This window comes from Vibrio sp. 10N.286.52.F8 (assembly GCF_041468745.1).
GTDB lineage: Bacteria > Pseudomonadota > Gammaproteobacteria > Enterobacterales > Vibrionaceae > Vibrio > Vibrio crassostreae_C.
On sequence record NZ_JBFRJF010000015.1, the window covers coordinates 164750 to 180455 of the forward strand.

General features: G+C 43.5%; 15 protein-coding genes. 6 read left to right on the forward strand and 9 right to left on the reverse strand.

From position 1 onward, the window contains the following. Window positions 1-149: 149 nt before the first annotated feature. From AB4133_RS09730 to AB4133_RS09755, 6 genes are all read right to left on the reverse strand, one after another. Window positions 150-785 (reverse strand): CatB-related O-acetyltransferase, encoded by a 636-nt coding sequence (locus AB4133_RS09730; RefSeq protein ID WP_017061734.1) that lies wholly within the window; start codon window positions 783-785, stop codon window positions 150-152. A 419-nt stretch (window positions 786-1204) separates the two neighbouring features. Continuing rightward, the gene (locus tag AB4133_RS09735) at window positions 1205-2317 is read right to left on the reverse strand and encodes an NADH:flavin oxidoreductase (RefSeq protein WP_032546839.1); all 1113 of its coding nucleotides are present in this window, start codon (window positions 2315-2317) and stop codon (window positions 1205-1207) included. A 287-nt stretch (window positions 2318-2604) separates the two neighbouring features. Beyond that, a complete protein-coding gene (locus tag AB4133_RS09740) occupies window positions 2605-3294 on the reverse strand; it encodes a hypothetical protein (RefSeq protein WP_102393100.1) in 690 nt (229 codons plus the stop codon). Further along, a complete protein-coding gene (locus tag AB4133_RS09745) occupies window positions 3294-4484 on the reverse strand; it encodes an OmpP1/FadL family transporter (protein WP_017064441.1) in 1191 nt (396 codons plus the stop codon). Before AB4133_RS09745 ends, AB4133_RS09740 begins: the two co-directional genes overlap by 1 nt. 93 nt (window positions 4485-4577) lie before the next feature. Continuing rightward, window positions 4578-5390, reverse strand: coding sequence for a crotonase/enoyl-CoA hydratase family protein (locus AB4133_RS09750; RefSeq protein ID WP_017064440.1), 813 nt, complete (start codon window positions 5388-5390; stop codon window positions 4578-4580). Between the two features lie 478 nt (window positions 5391-5868). Continuing rightward, complete coding sequence (locus AB4133_RS09755; RefSeq protein ID WP_372224305.1) at window positions 5869-7062, reverse strand: multidrug effflux MFS transporter; 1194 nt, start codon at window positions 7060-7062, stop codon at window positions 5869-5871. Window positions 7063-7332: 270 nt separating this feature from the next. Here AB4133_RS09755 and AB4133_RS09760 point away from each other — a divergent pair, with 270 nt between their 5' ends. The 4 genes from AB4133_RS09760 to AB4133_RS09775 all read left to right on the forward strand — a co-directional run bounded on the left by AB4133_RS09760 (window position 7333) and on the right by AB4133_RS09775 (window position 10379). Then, a complete protein-coding gene (locus AB4133_RS09760) occupies window positions 7333-8418 on the forward strand; it encodes a PQQ-dependent sugar dehydrogenase (protein ID WP_017064438.1) in 1086 nt (361 codons plus the stop codon). Window positions 8419-8866: 448 nt separating this feature from the next. Beyond that, window positions 8867-9076: a cold-shock protein gene (locus tag AB4133_RS09765; protein WP_010430417.1), complete on the forward strand. Its 210-nt coding sequence runs from the start codon at window positions 8867-8869 to the stop codon at window positions 9074-9076. A 117-nt stretch (window positions 9077-9193) separates the two neighbouring features. Then, window positions 9194-9733, forward strand: coding sequence for a YaeQ family protein (locus tag AB4133_RS09770; RefSeq protein WP_017061727.1), 540 nt, complete (start codon window positions 9194-9196; stop codon window positions 9731-9733). After that, window positions 9726-10379, forward strand: coding sequence for a hypothetical protein (locus AB4133_RS09775; protein WP_240492681.1), 654 nt, complete (start codon window positions 9726-9728; stop codon window positions 10377-10379). Before AB4133_RS09770 ends, AB4133_RS09775 begins: the two co-directional genes overlap by 8 nt. 301 nt (window positions 10380-10680) lie before the next feature. Here the strand turns inward: AB4133_RS09775 and folE are convergent, their stop codons facing one another. Next, the gene (gene folE / locus AB4133_RS09780) at window positions 10681-11334 is read right to left on the reverse strand and encodes a GTP cyclohydrolase I FolE (RefSeq protein ID WP_017061725.1); all 654 of its coding nucleotides are present in this window, start codon (window positions 11332-11334) and stop codon (window positions 10681-10683) included. Between the two features lie 216 nt (window positions 11335-11550). On the opposite strand from folE, the gene moeA reads away from it, so the two are divergent. Next, window positions 11551-12786 (forward strand): molybdopterin molybdotransferase MoeA, encoded by a 1236-nt coding sequence (gene moeA, locus AB4133_RS09785; RefSeq protein WP_372224307.1) that lies wholly within the window; start codon window positions 11551-11553, stop codon window positions 12784-12786. Between the two features lie 12 nt (window positions 12787-12798). After that, window positions 12799-13551 (forward strand): molybdopterin-synthase adenylyltransferase MoeB, encoded by a 753-nt coding sequence (moeB, locus tag AB4133_RS09790; protein ID WP_065583719.1) that lies wholly within the window; start codon window positions 12799-12801, stop codon window positions 13549-13551. Window positions 13552-13605: 54 nt separating this feature from the next. On the opposite strand, the gene AB4133_RS09795 is transcribed toward moeB, so the two are convergent. Both AB4133_RS09795 and AB4133_RS09800 read right to left on the reverse strand, forming a co-directional pair. Then, window positions 13606-14808, reverse strand: a complete 1203-nt coding sequence (locus AB4133_RS09795) for an EAL domain-containing protein (protein WP_372126947.1) — start codon at window positions 14806-14808, stop codon at window positions 13606-13608. Further along, a complete protein-coding gene (locus AB4133_RS09800; protein WP_372058423.1) occupies window positions 14801-15661 on the reverse strand; it encodes a helix-turn-helix transcriptional regulator in 861 nt (286 codons plus the stop codon). Before AB4133_RS09800 ends, AB4133_RS09795 begins: the two co-directional genes overlap by 8 nt. Between the last annotated feature and the right edge of the window lie 45 nt (window positions 15662-15706).

Sequence of the window (15706 nt, forward strand, 5' to 3'; positions counted from 1 at the left end):
AGATTGGTACACCATGTTGAGTATTGCAAGGTAACGGACTGATTTAACGTGTTTTTCAATATAAATATGACACAGATCTTTCTACACAAATCTGTGGCTATACCCGTACCTTAAAAACGCTCGTTACAAACGCTCGTTACAAGTGCTCCTTACAAACAATTGTCGTAATCCGTTATCGCCTGCTTTAACTTTGAAAAGTCTGAGTTACATAAATACGGTTTCAGCGCTTCAAATTTATCTGAGGGCCACTCGTATATTTTGAATGACATGAGTTCGTCAATAACGGACTCATCAAAGCGGTATTTGACGACTTTAGCTGGAGAACCACCGACAATGCTGTATGGAGCGACGTCTTTAGTCACCACACTATTCGCTGCAACCACAGCGCCTTCGCCAATCGTCACACCGGGCATCACCATCGCTCTCATGCCTAACCACACCCCATCTTCAATGTGAGTGTCACCTTTGCCAATGTAGGCATCGTCGATTACATCCATAAATGGATACAGCGAAAACCAATCAACTCTGTGGGTATGGTTGCCACCCATTAAAATCACAACCTCTGCGCCAATGCAGACATAATCGCCGATATGGAGTTCGTCGATTTCCCATCGAGGCTCCCACTGGCGGCTGACTTCGTCGCCATGTAAATAACGGACGACAGATTGCTCGAACCCATTATCCCAGCAATCGCTGTAATAACTGTGTTGACCTTTTACGTGAATATTGGGGTTGGTTACGACTTCATGCAGCAACTCGAATTTGGACCAATGCTTCTTTTGCATTTTTACCTCTGAATGATCTATTAAGTTTTATTCGTTAACTATCAAAATGTTCGACGATGCAAATCCAAGGTGCACAAACTAACGCCCTATAAACACAGGGTTCACTGGGATGAATAGTGAGTATCACGCTTAAATCATAGCAATATCGCTAAAACTAAAGAGACGTCAGTGGATTCGAGGTTGCTTAAGAAGAGGAAGTAGTTTCAAAGTTTACTCAGTTTTTATCGATAACTTGGTTGGATAATTTACAGGCGTAGTGTAACTGTTTAGTCGCGCCAATTTGAGAGGAAGATGTGATTAATAAGGTTTCAAATTTCGTTTCGTGGAATACGGAATGAACAAAAGCCTGCGCGATTACACAGGCTCAAACTTAGACTCAGCTATAAACTTCGGAGCTCGCTTGGAGCTGGGCTCAGCGACTACATGCGTGCAAGCTGTACTTTTCTGTCTTTATTCACCACGCAGAAGTTACCGCGCTTAGTACGACACTTAGAGCATCGTTCGCATTCAACAGGGCTTCTATCCCCTTCCTTCCAACGCTTCACTAAATGGGGTTCAGAAAGCAGCGGTCTTGAAAGCGCGAAGTACTCAATGCCCGTGTTGTTTGCAATCGCTTCGATAGCATCAAAATCCGTTAGACCACCAACCGTGATCACTGGGATATTAACGTCTTGGCTAATCGCGTGACCATACTCATGGAAGTAGCCTTCAGCTTGAATGGTAAAACCATCGTGCGACTCGCCAATCATAGTGTCTGCTTTGCCATGAATATTGCCTGACACGACAATGCCATCCACACCCACTTGTTCAAGCTTTTTACAGACAATACGTGTTTCCTCAAAGGTGACGCCACCTTCAAAAAACTCGGATGCCGTGAGCTTAACCAAGATAGGGAAATCATCACCCACCAGCTTACGTGTCGCGGTATAGATCTCTAACAAAAATCTCATGCGGTTTTCTAAGCTACCGCCGTATTCATCTTCACGTTGGTTGTAATAAGGGCTTAGAAATTGGTTAATCAGGTAAGTGTGAGCGGCATGAATTTCAACGCCATCAAAGCCTGACTTTTGTGCTCTCAAAGACGCTTGAGCAAACGCATCAACAATGTAGTCGATCTCGTCTTTGGTCATCGCTTTACCTAGTGTTTGAGTGCCTTTTTCTGGAACCTCACTTGGTGCGTAGATCACTCGTTCGCCAAGATCATGCGTGGTTTTGGTGCCACCATAAGCTAATTGCATCACGATTTTAGAGTCGTTGTCGTGCACCAGTTGAGTCAGCTTTTGATACTCTTCAATGAATGAGTCGTTATACATACCCATCATGCCTGCATTCGGCTTTTCTTCTTCAACAATGTTCGCGTAGCCCGTCACGATCAGGCCGACTTCACCTTGAGCCAACTCTTCATAGATAGCGTACAGTTTATCTGTCATATGCCCATCTTCGGTGGCCATATTTTCCCACGTTGCACTTCTCATGAAGCGATTCTTTAGTGTCATCTTGCCAATGTGGGTTTCTGTAAACAAAGTGCTCAAGTGTCTTCCTCTCAAAATCGTGTTACGCAAGTTACCCATTAAGCATGGGCACTGATTCAGGCGGATACTACAGAGAATAAGGCAGCGAAAACTTAATCTAGATTAAGAGAGCGGCACTCTCATGTGAGAAAGATATAGAAAGCATCAAAAAGAGATAAAAAAGATTGGAGAAATGGTAACAAAAGAAAGTCGCTAAGTTTTAATAAGCGACTTTGTTCAATTTAATCTGGACTAAGTCAATGGTTCTTACGAGAGGTGTCCACCTGCGAATTTCTGCCTGCTAACAGTTATTTGAACTCATAGGTGTAAGACGCGCCAACACTGTTATTTTCACCGAAATCGTCCTCAGCAAAAATAGTGAAGAAGTTGAATGATTGAGCGTCACTCAACTTGTAGCTAGCACCGACGCCTGCCCAATACCCTGAATAATCATCAGACCCCATTGAACCGCCACCGAAGCCCATAATCGACCACTCATCCGTAATCGTTTTTAAACCAAAGGCACCAATGTAGCCACCATGTGTTGAACTCGGCATCAATACATAATCAGAGCCAACGTTATCATCATCGAAAACCGCCACTTCGCCATCATTATAACTGTAGCCAGCCATAGGGAAGATTTGCCAACCGAACGGCTCAATATCGAAATAGCTCAGTGGTATAAATGTGCCAATACTGTAGTTGTTCTTATAAGCATCGTTGTCATATTCAGAACGGCTAAAGTTGAAGTTAACAATACCCATAGGCAACAGCCATGAGCCGCCTATTCGCCATTCTTCGCCATCTGCGTTAACACGAGCATTGATCATTCGTGCTTCATCAAGCCCAATAGACCCAGAGAACTGCAGATCTTCGTTATAAGCAACGCCAGCTTTGGTTACGATTTTAGTCGGATCATCAGGGTGCTTCTCTTCAGCAAAAGCACCCGTTGAAAATAAAGACACTAAAGTAATGATTAGTAGATTACGTAATGTCATTAGAAGGTCGCGCTAACACCAACAAAGTGGATACGGCCATCGAACGAACCATTCAACAGATTAACTTGACCAAATCGACCATATCGATCCATCTCAACTGAACCCAAATCAGCGTATTCATAGAACACATCAATTAAGATGTCGTCCCAGTAGGTAGATGCGCCAACTGAGTAGCGGTACTGTTCACCCACAGGAAGGTCAACCCATTGCATTGACGGATCGTCTTGCGGAGAAGTTTCGTAAGAGAAGCCAGCTTTCAAACGCCAGTCTGAATTCAATTGATAATCCGCACCTACCGCAAATTTCCAAACGTCATCCCAGTCACGCTCAATCGGAACACCATTAATTGGACTTCCTGCTATTCCAAAATCAAGAACGGTTGTATCCCATTCACTCCAACGGTGGAACTGAATACTAGCAAGCAGGTCAAGTTGAGAGTTCAAAGCATAGCTCGCACTGACATCGATGATTTCAGGTAAAGCAATATCAGTTGATAATGAATTCAATACGCCTTGGTTAATAACGCCATTTACATCATTGTTAAACTCATGCTCTAGCTTAGAACGGTAACTTGCGCCCAGCTTAAGTTTATCTGTCGGTGTGTACATTACGCCAAGGTTATAGCCGTATGCCCAGTCAGTATCTTGCTTCGCAGTAAGCATTGACGTTGTTTGTTGGAATGCAGCCCAACTGAATTGCACACCCGCGCCTACTGACCATTGGTCATTCAGCTTATAACTCAGTGATGGGTTCACTTGCATTGCAGTAAGAGTGATATCTTCTAGAAGTGCAGCACCCGCCCAATCACTGCCGTAATCAAGGCTAGAGCCGCCAACAGCGCCAAGCGCGATACCAAGGTGTAATTTGTCTGTGACTTGATGAGCGTGGAAGGCACCAAATGACGGCATTACGGAATGAGCTTTACCATCTGGATTACCACCGTTATCTTGATACTTCATTTCAAGATCGAATGCCATGGTGTTGATGGTCGTTTTGCTTTCGCCCATGTGAGACATAGTGGCAGGGTTTGTCCACATCGCCGCTGCAGATCGAGTGTAAACACCATCACCAGCGCCAGTAGTACCAGCGTTGGCAACGACAGCTTCTTGCAAAAACAGGCCACTTGCGAATGCATTTAAGCTCGTAAAAATTGCAGTGGCAGCTAGAGAGTAAGTAAAAGTTTTGTTCATCAGAGCGCTCATTTAGCCTTAGACATTAAATTGCTCTAAGGTTACCGCAAAGCTCAATAAACAAAGGGAATATCCATTATTCCTGTACAAGCGCTATTTAAACTTTCTGGCGACGTAAGGGCGTGGTTTGTCTCGATGAATTTCACGTTGAGCAGCAATCGCCCTGTTCTTACCTAACCCAACCTTTATCTGATACCAAGTTTCGCAGAATACAGCCATGCCCGGGCTTGACCACCAAGTCTTGTTGTAGAGCTTCTTGTTAGCAGCGACGACATCTGGCGACCGATTCGCACACTCAAGTGCCAACGCATAGGCTTCAGCGTAAGGATCTTCGGCAATCTTGGTCACCAACCCATATTCTTTAGCGGTTTCACAGTCGATCACTTTGGCCGTCATCGCCATTTCAAGGGTGTGATCTTTACGCATCAGCTCTCTAAAAGCGATAGCGCCTCCCATGTCTGGAATCAGACCCCACTTTGCTTCCAATATAGAGAAGTTCGCATCCGGGCTAGCAATTCTAAAATCACCCCCACTGACCAATTGCAGGCCGCCTCCCCAACAACGACCATGAATCGCAAAAATGACAGGGCATGGAATATCTCGCCAACCCAATGAAAAGCGTTGTGCAGCGTTAGGCAATGTCGGTAGCCATTTAAACAAGAGCTTCATCGCCCCAGATTTACTGGTTAATAGGGACTTAACATCAAGCCCTGAACAAAAATCAGAACCCTCACCTTTTACTATTACGGCACGAATCTCGGTGTTCTTTTTCAGCTGAGTCACCATGTTATTCACGCCTTGAAACATTGCCATATCAATAGCATTGAGCTTATCGGGTCGATTCAACACAACCGTCGCAATTTGGTTTTCATCGATAGAACAAGTAATACGATCGAGGTTTGGCATGGTGGCTACCTTATCAGTGGTCAGACCTTTAGGTTATACATTTTATTAACATATGCCAAACTTGCACATTAAGAAGCGAGACCTGTGTTGCTTAACGTCTTTCCCTTTACACAAACGACATCAACAAAAAAGCAGTGATGGATCGCTCCATTCACTGCTTTTCATCCGTAGCTTTTATCGCCAATGGCTTTGATTGCCAGTAGCTTTGATTAGCAATGGCTTTCGGTCATGAGCAAAACCTATGTTCTTCGAGATTTCAGTAGCAAGAAGATAAAGTAGCTGCCAGCAATAATGGAAACTAACGTCCCTGCCGCAAGCTGCGCTCGGAACACTACCACTTGCCCTAAGCAGTCAGAAAATAGCATATATTCTGGTAACTTAAACCAAAGCGCTGAACATTAAAAAGGCCATTGAAATTCATCATTTCAATGGCCTTCTCGTTCCTACTAGCCAGGCAGCTAGCTAATTACCTAAGCAACTAACTGAGCTGAGACTCTCTCGCTTCTTGGCTACTGAAACCACGCAAAATGTTAAACAGGGTAATCAATGTGAACAGCATGATAACGAGCGATAAATGCCACGCTTCCCCTAACCCTAACTGAACCAGGCCCATACTCACAATTGAAGACACCACCATCTGCCCGCCACCAGACATCGCAGCCGCCGCGCCAGCGTTCTTCTTATAAGGCAACATCACTAACGCCTGAGCACAAGGTAACGCAATACCATTACCAAGGATCATCAAGAACTGGCCAAGCATGAGATACAAAGGTTCGAGTGGACAGAAGAACAGCCACAAGGCCGCAGCAACGTGCAATACAGGTGTGCATAACAGAGTTTTCTTGTTACCCAGCATAGGGCGAATACGGTTACATAAGCCTGTTCCGCCAAGCATGCCTAATGCTGGAATCACCGCCCACATCGCGTATTCATCTGACGTCATACCAATCTGGTTTTGCATGATAAATGGCATCACCGACACAGTGGTGATCATCAAGCTAAAGTTAAGCCAACCGATACTCGCAAAGCTCATAAAATAACGAGAAGTGAGTAGCTCTTTATATTGAGAAACCATTTTATTCGGTGAAGGGATCGCCGAAACCTGAGTGACAGTTTCTTTAAACTTGAACGCCAATACACCCCAAGCCAATGAGACATAGCCAAGTAGTGAGATGAACACCATGCTCCAACCGAAGTGGAAGTTAATGAATCCACCGATAACGGGCGCGATCAAAGGTGTTATAGACGCAACCATAGCAATGTAAGACATCGCCAAAGGCAAGTCTGCCCCACTGAATCTGTCTCGCGTAGAAGCACGAGCAAGTACCGCGCAACAACCGGTTCCTAAGCCTTGCAGGAATCGCCCCATCACCATGCTAGTAAACGAATGGCTGAAGAAGATGATCATCAATAACCCAAGCATGGCAATCAACAAACCGCTTAGCAGTACCTTCTTGCGTCCCAAAGCATCGGAAATAGGGCCATAAATAAACTGGGAAGGGCCAAAGCCTAATAAATACACACTCACCAAAAGCTGGGCTTGCTCTAGCGAGACATCAAAATCTTTTGCGATCCAAGGCAAAGAAGGAAACACCAAGCCCATACTGAGCTGGCCGATACTGATGACCAAACACGCAAGTAAGATCGATTTAAAATCAAATCCACGACTCATCGTTTAATAGGTCCGTTCGAAGAAAAATCGTGCGTATCTAACTCACAACATAAAAACTGAGAAAATAGCGAAAATGCTGCTGGTGAGTTGTTCATAATGCTCCGACAGGATCAAATAGAGAAAGGCAGAGTAAACATACGTGAGCTTGTATAATCATACAATAGGCGTTCAACTAAATATGTGAATAGTCACTTTTCAGCAACCTCGGCTTTCCGCCTATCGGCCACAAGCGCTAGACTAACACTAGATGCTCATAATCAAGGGACTTCAATGAACACTCATCACCGTATTTTTTCATGTGCTTTGGCGCTGCTTGCCTCAGGTCCTGTAACGTCAGCCTTTGCTTGGCAGGCAGAGAAGATCACCGACGGACTCGTGATCCCTTGGGGACTGGCTTATGTCAACGATAAGTCCATGCTAGTCACAGAAAAATCAGGCGTCATTAAACATGTCGATTTAAAAACTGGCGATCAACACACACTCTTCAGGCTGCCCAATGTATGGGCGAAAGGCCAAGGTGGATTATTAGATATCGCACTTTCCCCTTTTGAAAACGGAAAGTTCTACGTCACTTACAGTAAAGACATCGATGATGAAGGCGTAACAACACTGGCTTCTGCTAATTACAGCAATAATGAAGTCATCAATTGGACAGACGTGTTTGTAACTAAATCCAGAACGGACACAGGACGTCACTTTGGTAGCCGTATCACCTTTGATGATAGCCACCTGTATTTTTCAATCGGTGATCGAGGTGATCGAGACAACGGCCAAGACACCATGACTCACGCCGGATCAATATTACGACTGAATGCCGATGGAAGCACACCAAGCGATAACCCATTCACGGATAACAACAAAGTGCTCAATGAAATTTGGAGCTTTGGCCATCGTAATCCACAAGGTCTGTATTACGATTTCCCGACTCAAAAGCTTTGGTCGATTGAACACGGCCCTCGCGGTGGTGATGAAATTAACCTAATAAAAGCGGGTGCCAACTATGGGTGGCCTGTCACCTCACACGGAAAAGAGTATTGGGGCCCTATCAGCGTTGGCGAATCGGAAACCAAAGATGGTATTGAAGCGCCAAAAAAAGTCTATGTTCCTTCAATCGCTCCGGGGAGCTTGATTGTTTACCAAGGCGATAAGTACCCAGAGCTGAAAGGCAAACTGCTGGCTGGCGCACTAAAACTTACTCACATCAATATTGTGACAGTCAATGAACAAGGTGAGGCAATCGAGGAAGAACGCATTTTAGAGGACTTGGGCGAAAGGGTAAGAGACATCGAAACTTCACCAAACGGAGACATCTTCTTCAGCACTGATAATGGCAACCTGTACCGCTTGAAAAAGTAGCCGAGACCTCGTTCAAGTAAAGGCACTTACCTTACAACGACATTTATAAATATAAGCCGTTAAAAGTGGGCTCAACGCCCAGTTAGCGGCTTTAAATTTGCAAAAATGAATGCGCTAAAACAGTGCATTTACTCCAAATTCGTCATCAATTTCGACCACCTTTTTCACAAAAACTACAACAAATCACCATACAACTGTAACTCCATGATATTTAAGGAATGCAAAGTTTGACTACCCCCAAGTTTCTGCAACCTTTCCCTATGTATTCGATTGACTATCCCCTGATTTGATTTAGACTCGTTGCCGGCTAGAAAGAAAGTTCTTTGTATATAAACATTTCGTTGGATTACTAGTAACCCCGTTGTGTTGTACGCAATAGCAATAAACTTTTCCACGCTATCAGTGCCACAATTGGCTCAAAATAAAAATTTAATTTTAGGATATCATCATGTCTAACACAGTTACTGGTACAGTAAAATGGTTCAACGAAACTAAAGGCTTCGGCTTCATTCAACAAGAAAACGGCCCAGACGTATTCGCACACTTCTCTGCTATCACTGGCGACGGTTTCAAAACTCTTGCTGAAGGCCAAAAAGTTGAGTTCGTAGTATCTCAAGGTCAAAAAGGCCCACAAGCTGACAGCATCAAAGTACTTTAATCTAGTATTTTAAAGCTTTCTAAAAATAGCCAGCCTCTGCTGGCTATTTTTTTACCCGCTATTCAGAGATTTAAGGTAATATTCCCCTTCACTATTTCTACCTAAGACACCCTCTCAATGGCTCTTAAACCGACAATCTACAAGTTTCGTATCTCTTTAACCGATATGAATCGCGACTATTACGACTCTTTCAATCTAACGGTTGCACAACACCCTTCTGAAACAGAACAGCGAATGATGGCTCGAATCATGGCTTTCTGTATCAATGCGTCTCCTGAACTTGAGTTCACTAAAGGGTTGTCTAGCATTGAAGAACCCGATTTATGGCAGAAGTCGTTAGACGATCAAATCCTAGAATGGGTCGATGTGGGCGAACCCGATCCAGAGCGTGTTAAGAAGGCAACTCGCCTATCTAAATCAGTACGCGTATTCAGCTTCAACACTAAATCAAACGTTTGGTGGGAGCAGAACAAAGGTAAATTCGGCTACCTAAAAGCTCAGATCGTTCGTCTAGACAACGATGGTATTGAGCAGCTAGCGGCGATGACACAACGTACGATGGATCTTTCAGTCATGCTGACGGGTAACTCTGCTTTCATTAACAGCGATACTCAATCGGCAGAAGTAACGTGGGAAGAGCTACAGAGTAATGACTGAGCGTCCAACCCCGAATAATTCGCAAACAGCAGCTAGCCAGCTAGAAGAAGCCAAGCAACAAGCCGACGCGCAGCAAGAAATCAAAGCTAAACAACAAGCTAGAACCAAGCTTCACCAGTGTTTAAAAGAAGCAGGTTTAGGTTCAGTCAAAGCGCTCTCGACAGGCTACGAGAAAGAGCTGTCGTCATTTATTGATGAAAACCACGCTTTGTTTAAACACGCTTGCGAGAACAAGCCGGAGAACTCTGCACGTCAGACGTTGCTTGGCTTGCTAACCAAGGAACATATCGATGCAAGCTATCGCTTTGAAAGCAATAAAGAAGCGAATGAGGCGATGCAAAATGTATTCGATAATACAGTGGGAACTGAGCACAGCGACAAGTTTCAAAACTCTAACGCTCAACAGTTAAAACTAGTCACGCATTTGTGGTTGTTCATTCAAGGACGACTAGGAATGGATTACAGCCTAGCCAATGATCACGCAGCTGTAGCCGCTACGCTACTGTCTCGTATATCGAGAAGCAGTGATGATGAGATTCGCGTAGAGTTCATGGCGAGTTTTTACGATGGTTTGAGCATCTATCAAGCCGAGAACAAGCCATCCGGTATTGTTCACCACTTAAAGCGTTTGTTTAACCTTTCTTAAGCACTCCACCAGCGATTGATTCTAGTTACGCTCTATATGCTTTCAACAAACGTTAAGATATAGAGCGTGCTTTTTCTGCTTGGCCGCAACAGATTCCCTATTACGTTCATTCCTCACTTTAGGGAATGGCGAAAGTGAATAAGTCGCTCATTCTTCACTTTAGGGAATAACAGCATTCTCAGCCATTACAGTTGACTTCATTGCAGGCGTAAAAAAGCCCCGCATAAAGCGAGGCTTAGAATATTTTCAACGAACTTCAATTTACAAAGGCTAAATCACGTGCATCCAATAACGAAACGTATTAACGCAGGCCGTGTAAGAATTCGTGGCGCGTTGCTGGGTTTGATCTGAAGATACCGCCCAGAGCTGTTGTTGTCGTTTCGCTAGTCGCGTCCATTACACCGCGTGATTTCACGCAGTAGTGAACCGCATCCATGGTTACAGCAACGTCATCAGTTTCGAGTAGCGTTTGCAGTGCAACAAGGATCTGCTGCGTCATACGCTCTTGAACTTGTGGACGCTGAGCAAAGAATCGAACAATACGGTTAATCTTTGAAAGGCCGATGATTTTCCCACGAGGGATATAAGCGACCGCAGTCTTACCATCAATCGTCACTAAGTGGTGCTCACAAGTACTGGTCACGGTAATGTCTTTTACTCGTACCATCTCACGAACGCCCATCTTGTTTTCGATTACCGTAATTTTAGGGAAATTGGCGTAATCCAAACCAGAGAAAATTTCATCCACGTACATTTTAGCAATACGTTGCGGTGTTTCTTCCAGACTATCGTCCGTAAGATCAAGTTCAAGGAGAGTGAGAATCTCACGCATATGGTGTTCGATTCGTTCCTTTTTCTCTTCTCGGCTAACCTGGTTTGGACTCATTGGTGTCTCTAAACCACGGCTTGCTAGCGCATCTTTAACCAACTTCGCTGATTCGCTAAGACCTGACATTGAACTTCCTCTTTTATTACCCCTTCTGGATGGCAAACAAGGATACTCGGAATTTTGAATAAATACACCCATATTTTAAGGGAGGTCATTATTTACGGGGCTTAAACTGTGCTAGAGTGGCTAGAATTTCGTTGGCGAACCATCATGATTTGATAACTATTGAATCCCTATTGCCAACCGCCAAATCAAAATAATAACGATCAAAGGATTTCAATTATGGGCTGTTGCGACGCTCCGGGCTTGATGCCAATTGAAGAAGCACTAAATAAGCTGCTATCACCAATTCAACCTATTCAAACGACCTTATCACTGCCATTAGCAGAAGCATTGGGTTACGTACTTGCTGAAGATATTCTATCCCCTATTTTCGTCCCTCCTTTTGATAACTCAGCAATGGACGGCTATGCACTGCGCTTAGCAGACCTAGAGAACAGTAAAGTGCTGCCTTTAGCGGGCAAGTCCTTTGCAGGTCAACCTTTTGAAGGTGAATGGCCAGCAAACACCTGTATTCGCATTATGACTGGCGCAAAGATCCCGGAAGGTTGTGACGTCGTAATCATGCAAGAAAACACGGCTGAAACTGACGCTGGCATTGAGATTCAGCAAGACGACATCAAGCTGAACAATAACATTCGCCCTACCGGTGACGACATCAAGCAAGGCGATATCGTTCTTAGCCGTGGCGAACGTTTAACACCTCGTGACATTCCAATGATTGCTTCGCTCGGTGTGAGTCATGTAACTGTGGCACACAAACCTAAAGTCGCTTTCTTCTCTACTGGCGATGAGCTCAAGCCATTAGGTCAGCCTCTTGAAGATGGTCAGATCTACGACAGCAACCGCTACGGTATCAAACCACTGATTGAAGCGTTTGGTTGCGAAGCAATTGACCTAGGTATTATTCCTGATTGCCCTGCAACGCTTAAAGAAACCTTTGTAAAAGCGCAAGAACTGGCAGACGTAGTTGTCACCTCTGGTGGCGTAAGTGTCGGCGAAGCTGATTACACCAAAGACATTCTTGAAGAGCTTGGCGAAATCGGCTTTTGGAAACTAGCAATCAAACCAGGTAAACCATTCGCATTTGGTGAGCTAGACAACGCTTGGTTCTGTGGCCTACCGGGTAACCCAGTGTCTGCAATGATGACCATGTACGTGTTAGTTCAACCTATGCTGGCTAAACTTGCCGGTCACACTGCGTGGACAGCACCAGAATCGATTCCTGCGATCACTAAATCTGCATTCAAAAAAGGCCCAGGCCGTACTGATTATCAACGTGGTATTTACTCGATTGAAAACGGTAAGTTTGTAGTAGAAACAACAGGTAACCAAAGCTCTGGCGCTTTCCGCTCAATGAGCTTAGCAAACTGCTTTGTGGTACTAGAGCGCGAACGTGGCCGTGTTGAAGTCGGTGAAACGGTTCAGATTCAACTGTTTAACTCCACGCTTTACTAACGAGGCTTGCTGATGGAAATACTGTCTGACGCAGAGATGCTTCGCTATAACCGCCAGATCATTCTCAAGCAGTTTGATTTTGAGGGTCAAGAAGCGCTGAAACAGAGCTCGATTTTGGTGTTAGGTGCGGGTGGTTTAGGCTGTGCCTCTGCTCAATACCTTGCGACTGCGGGTATTGGTAAGCTAATGCTGATCGACGACGATGTTGTCGAGCTTTCAAACTTGCAACGACAAGTGCTTCACACCGATGCTGATATTGGTAAGAAGAAAGTCGTTTCAGCCGCTGAATCATTACAGGTGTTAAACCCACACCTTAGAGTTGAAACGGTCGACCACAGACTTGATGACGAGGCACTAGCAAAGCTCATTGAAGCGCATTCGTTAGTACTTGATGCCAGCGACAACGTTGAAACGCGCAATCAACTTAACCGTTTGTGTTACGCCTCAAAAACGCCACTTGTATCGGGCGCTGCGATTCGCATGGAAGGTCAGATTAGTGTCTTCACTTATCAAGATGCTGACGCACCCTGTTACCAGTGTTTAAGCGCTCTATTTGGCAACGCTGCTCTAAGCTGTGTTGAAGCCGGTGTGATGGCACCTGTTGTTGGCATGGTAGGCGCGGCTCAGGCTTTGGAAGCTATCAAGGTTATTGCCAAGTTTGGACAACCAAAGCAAGGCAAACTTTTGATTCTCGATGCCATGTCTCACAGCTGGCGTGAAATGAATTTAATAAAGATGCCTAATTGTTCGGTGTGTGGTAAGTAATAAAAAGAGCCAAAGCCCATTGAGTTGGCTTTGGCTCGTTACCCTAATACGTTGTTAATGATTAGAAGTATATTCAGAAGCGACGTAATCTAGCTCCTTTTGCTCTGCGAGCATCTCAACTACAATTTCAGGTAGTGATGGAACCCCATGAAGAAAACCTTGTTGGTTAAAGCCGCCTAGAGCTTCCAGAAATGCACAGGTGTCTTTATTTTCAACACCCTCATAGATAATACGTGCGTTTTTTACCGAAACGAGCTTCTTAACTTCATCGATTTTTTGCATGTAATCAATGTTATGGCAAAGTCCCCATGTAATGGTTATATCTATTTTTATCTCACTAATAGGCAGTTTGACAATACGTTCAATATTCGATGCTTCCATCCCAAAGTCATCTATAGAGATCTCAAAACCATTCAACCTTAGCCGTAAAATATTTGCCAACAATTCTTTTTCAATATTGCCTGAAAGCCCCTTTTCAGTCAGCTCTACAACGATAGTATGCTCAATACCTTGCTTATAGATCTCGAGTAGATTATCGACAACAGATTCATCAGTCAGTAAATTAGGATCGATATTAATTGAGAACCTCAACGATTTATCAAGTTCACTGAAGTGGAGATGATAATCCTGAATGAATTTATTTATCACGATATTGGTAAAAACCTTTTGCTTTCCTAGCTCTTCAATTACTGGCAAAAAATAGCTCGGTGGAAGTAAGGTCCCGTTTTCATCAGACCATCGTGACAACACTTCAAACCCCGAAATAACATTTATATCCGAAACAACTTGCGGCTGATAAACCAGATTGATGGGAAAATCGTCATCGATGATTGTTGCACGGTTACCAAAGCCAAGCTCGCTTTTGGTTATGGTTTCAACTTCAAGTGCTTTATCAACCAACTCACTTATTTGGTTAGCCCAAATAGGCTTTTCTAGTGAAGCGACAACATTTAACTCATAGAGCTTTCCAAGCATACTCACCGAGCTAACAATGGATTTATCCAAACCTGAAATAATGATTATTTTAGACTCAACATTTTGTTGCGACATCATACTCAAGAGTTCAAATCCATCGCCATTGGGCATCATGATGTCCATAATCACCAAATCAAATGATGCGTTTTGCATTTTGCTCATTGCATCGAACGCATTTTCTGCAAACTGTACAGATGTTTTTTTATTAGATAAAGAGACCGCATTTTTAATGACCTCTCTCGATAGTTCAACATCGTCAACAATCAATACTGTGTTATTCATTCTCTTCACCTTTATAGTTTGCAATAATATCCATCCAAGTGCGTTGTGATTTCATTTTCTTTGAATCCAAGTTCATGACCTTCATTGATCTATCGTTACTTCTTACACTTCGATACTCGCAGCCCAATGAAAAAAACAGATCAAAAATCCTTTTGCTTTTCAGTAGTATATAAAGCTCTTTATCTGGATTTAAGCTTTGTAGATACTTGTACGCCTCTCTGCCCATTGTGTCTGTAAATGACGAATAATGAGTGCAGTTAAAAGTAACAACTAAATGTGCTCTATCTTCTTTAGATACTAAGACTTGCTCCAAAAAATCTGCTGCAAGATTATAGTTAGCACTTAATAAGTGTCCGATTAATTGCCCATTAACCGTGACGAGCGTTAACTCTCCAGAATATTGATTTATTATTTTTTCAATAATTACCTTTCTACTCAGACCTAAATCTTCTAAATTACTGAGCATAACGTTATCCTCATATTCAAAGATGACATCAATTAACTTGGTAATCTTCCCAAGAAGGAATGAATTATTTGAGTTAATCACCGTAACTTCTGTTTGGACGTGCATGTTCATATCAATATAACCGTTATTATTAAATTTATTCGTTAACCCTGTGAGAACTGTTTGTGAGTCGTTTGCCTCCCAAACATCAAATATGTTGACTCCAATAAGGTCCAGTAACTCGTTTTGACGTTTTAAGTGGGGAGTTGTTACTCCTCTTTCCCAACGGCTTAGTGTCACAACGTCCAGGTTGTTAAAGTTAGAGTTACTTCTTTGAATCGCATCAACAAAATTAGTTTGAGACAAACCATTATTAACACGAAACGTACGTATAATATTTCCAAACATAGCTTTATTTTCTTATTCGTTATTGTGATTTAGCTTATTTTTAAT

Bases quoted from the DNA above. Each gene is read 5' to 3' on its own strand.
- AB4133_RS09755 (WP_372224305.1), bottom strand. From the start codon at position 7,062: ATGAGTCGTGGATTTGATTTTAAATCGATCTTACTTGCGTGTTTGGTC.
- AB4133_RS09800 (WP_372058423.1), bottom strand. From the start codon at position 15,661: ATGTTTGGAAATATTATACGTACGTTTCGTGTTAATAATGGTTTGTCT.
- AB4133_RS09770 (WP_017061727.1), top strand. From the start codon at position 9,194: ATGGCTCTTAAACCGACAATCTACAAGTTTCGTATCTCTTTAACCGAT.
- AB4133_RS09775 (WP_240492681.1), top strand. From the start codon at position 9,726: ATGACTGAGCGTCCAACCCCGAATAATTCGCAAACAGCAGCTAGCCAG.
- moeA (WP_372224307.1), top strand. From the start codon at position 11,551: ATGGGCTGTTGCGACGCTCCGGGCTTGATGCCAATTGAAGAAGCACTA.
- AB4133_RS09765 (WP_010430417.1), top strand. From the start codon at position 8,867: ATGTCTAACACAGTTACTGGTACAGTAAAATGGTTCAACGAAACTAAA.
- AB4133_RS09730 (WP_017061734.1), bottom strand. From the start codon at position 785: ATGCAAAAGAAGCATTGGTCCAAATTCGAGTTGCTGCATGAAGTCGTA.
- folE (WP_017061725.1), bottom strand. From the start codon at position 11,334: ATGTCAGGTCTTAGCGAATCAGCGAAGTTGGTTAAAGATGCGCTAGCA.
- AB4133_RS09750 (WP_017064440.1), bottom strand. From the start codon at position 5,390: ATGCCAAACCTCGATCGTATTACTTGTTCTATCGATGAAAACCAAATT.
- AB4133_RS09760 (WP_017064438.1), top strand. From the start codon at position 7,333: ATGAACACTCATCACCGTATTTTTTCATGTGCTTTGGCGCTGCTTGCC.
- moeB (WP_065583719.1), top strand. From the start codon at position 12,799: ATGGAAATACTGTCTGACGCAGAGATGCTTCGCTATAACCGCCAGATC.
- AB4133_RS09740 (WP_102393100.1), bottom strand. From the start codon at position 3,294: ATGACATTACGTAATCTACTAATCATTACTTTAGTGTCTTTATTTTCA.
- AB4133_RS09745 (WP_017064441.1), bottom strand. From the start codon at position 4,484: ATGAACAAAACTTTTACTTACTCTCTAGCTGCCACTGCAATTTTTACG.
- AB4133_RS09795 (WP_372126947.1), bottom strand. From the start codon at position 14,808: ATGAATAACACAGTATTGATTGTTGACGATGTTGAACTATCGAGAGAG.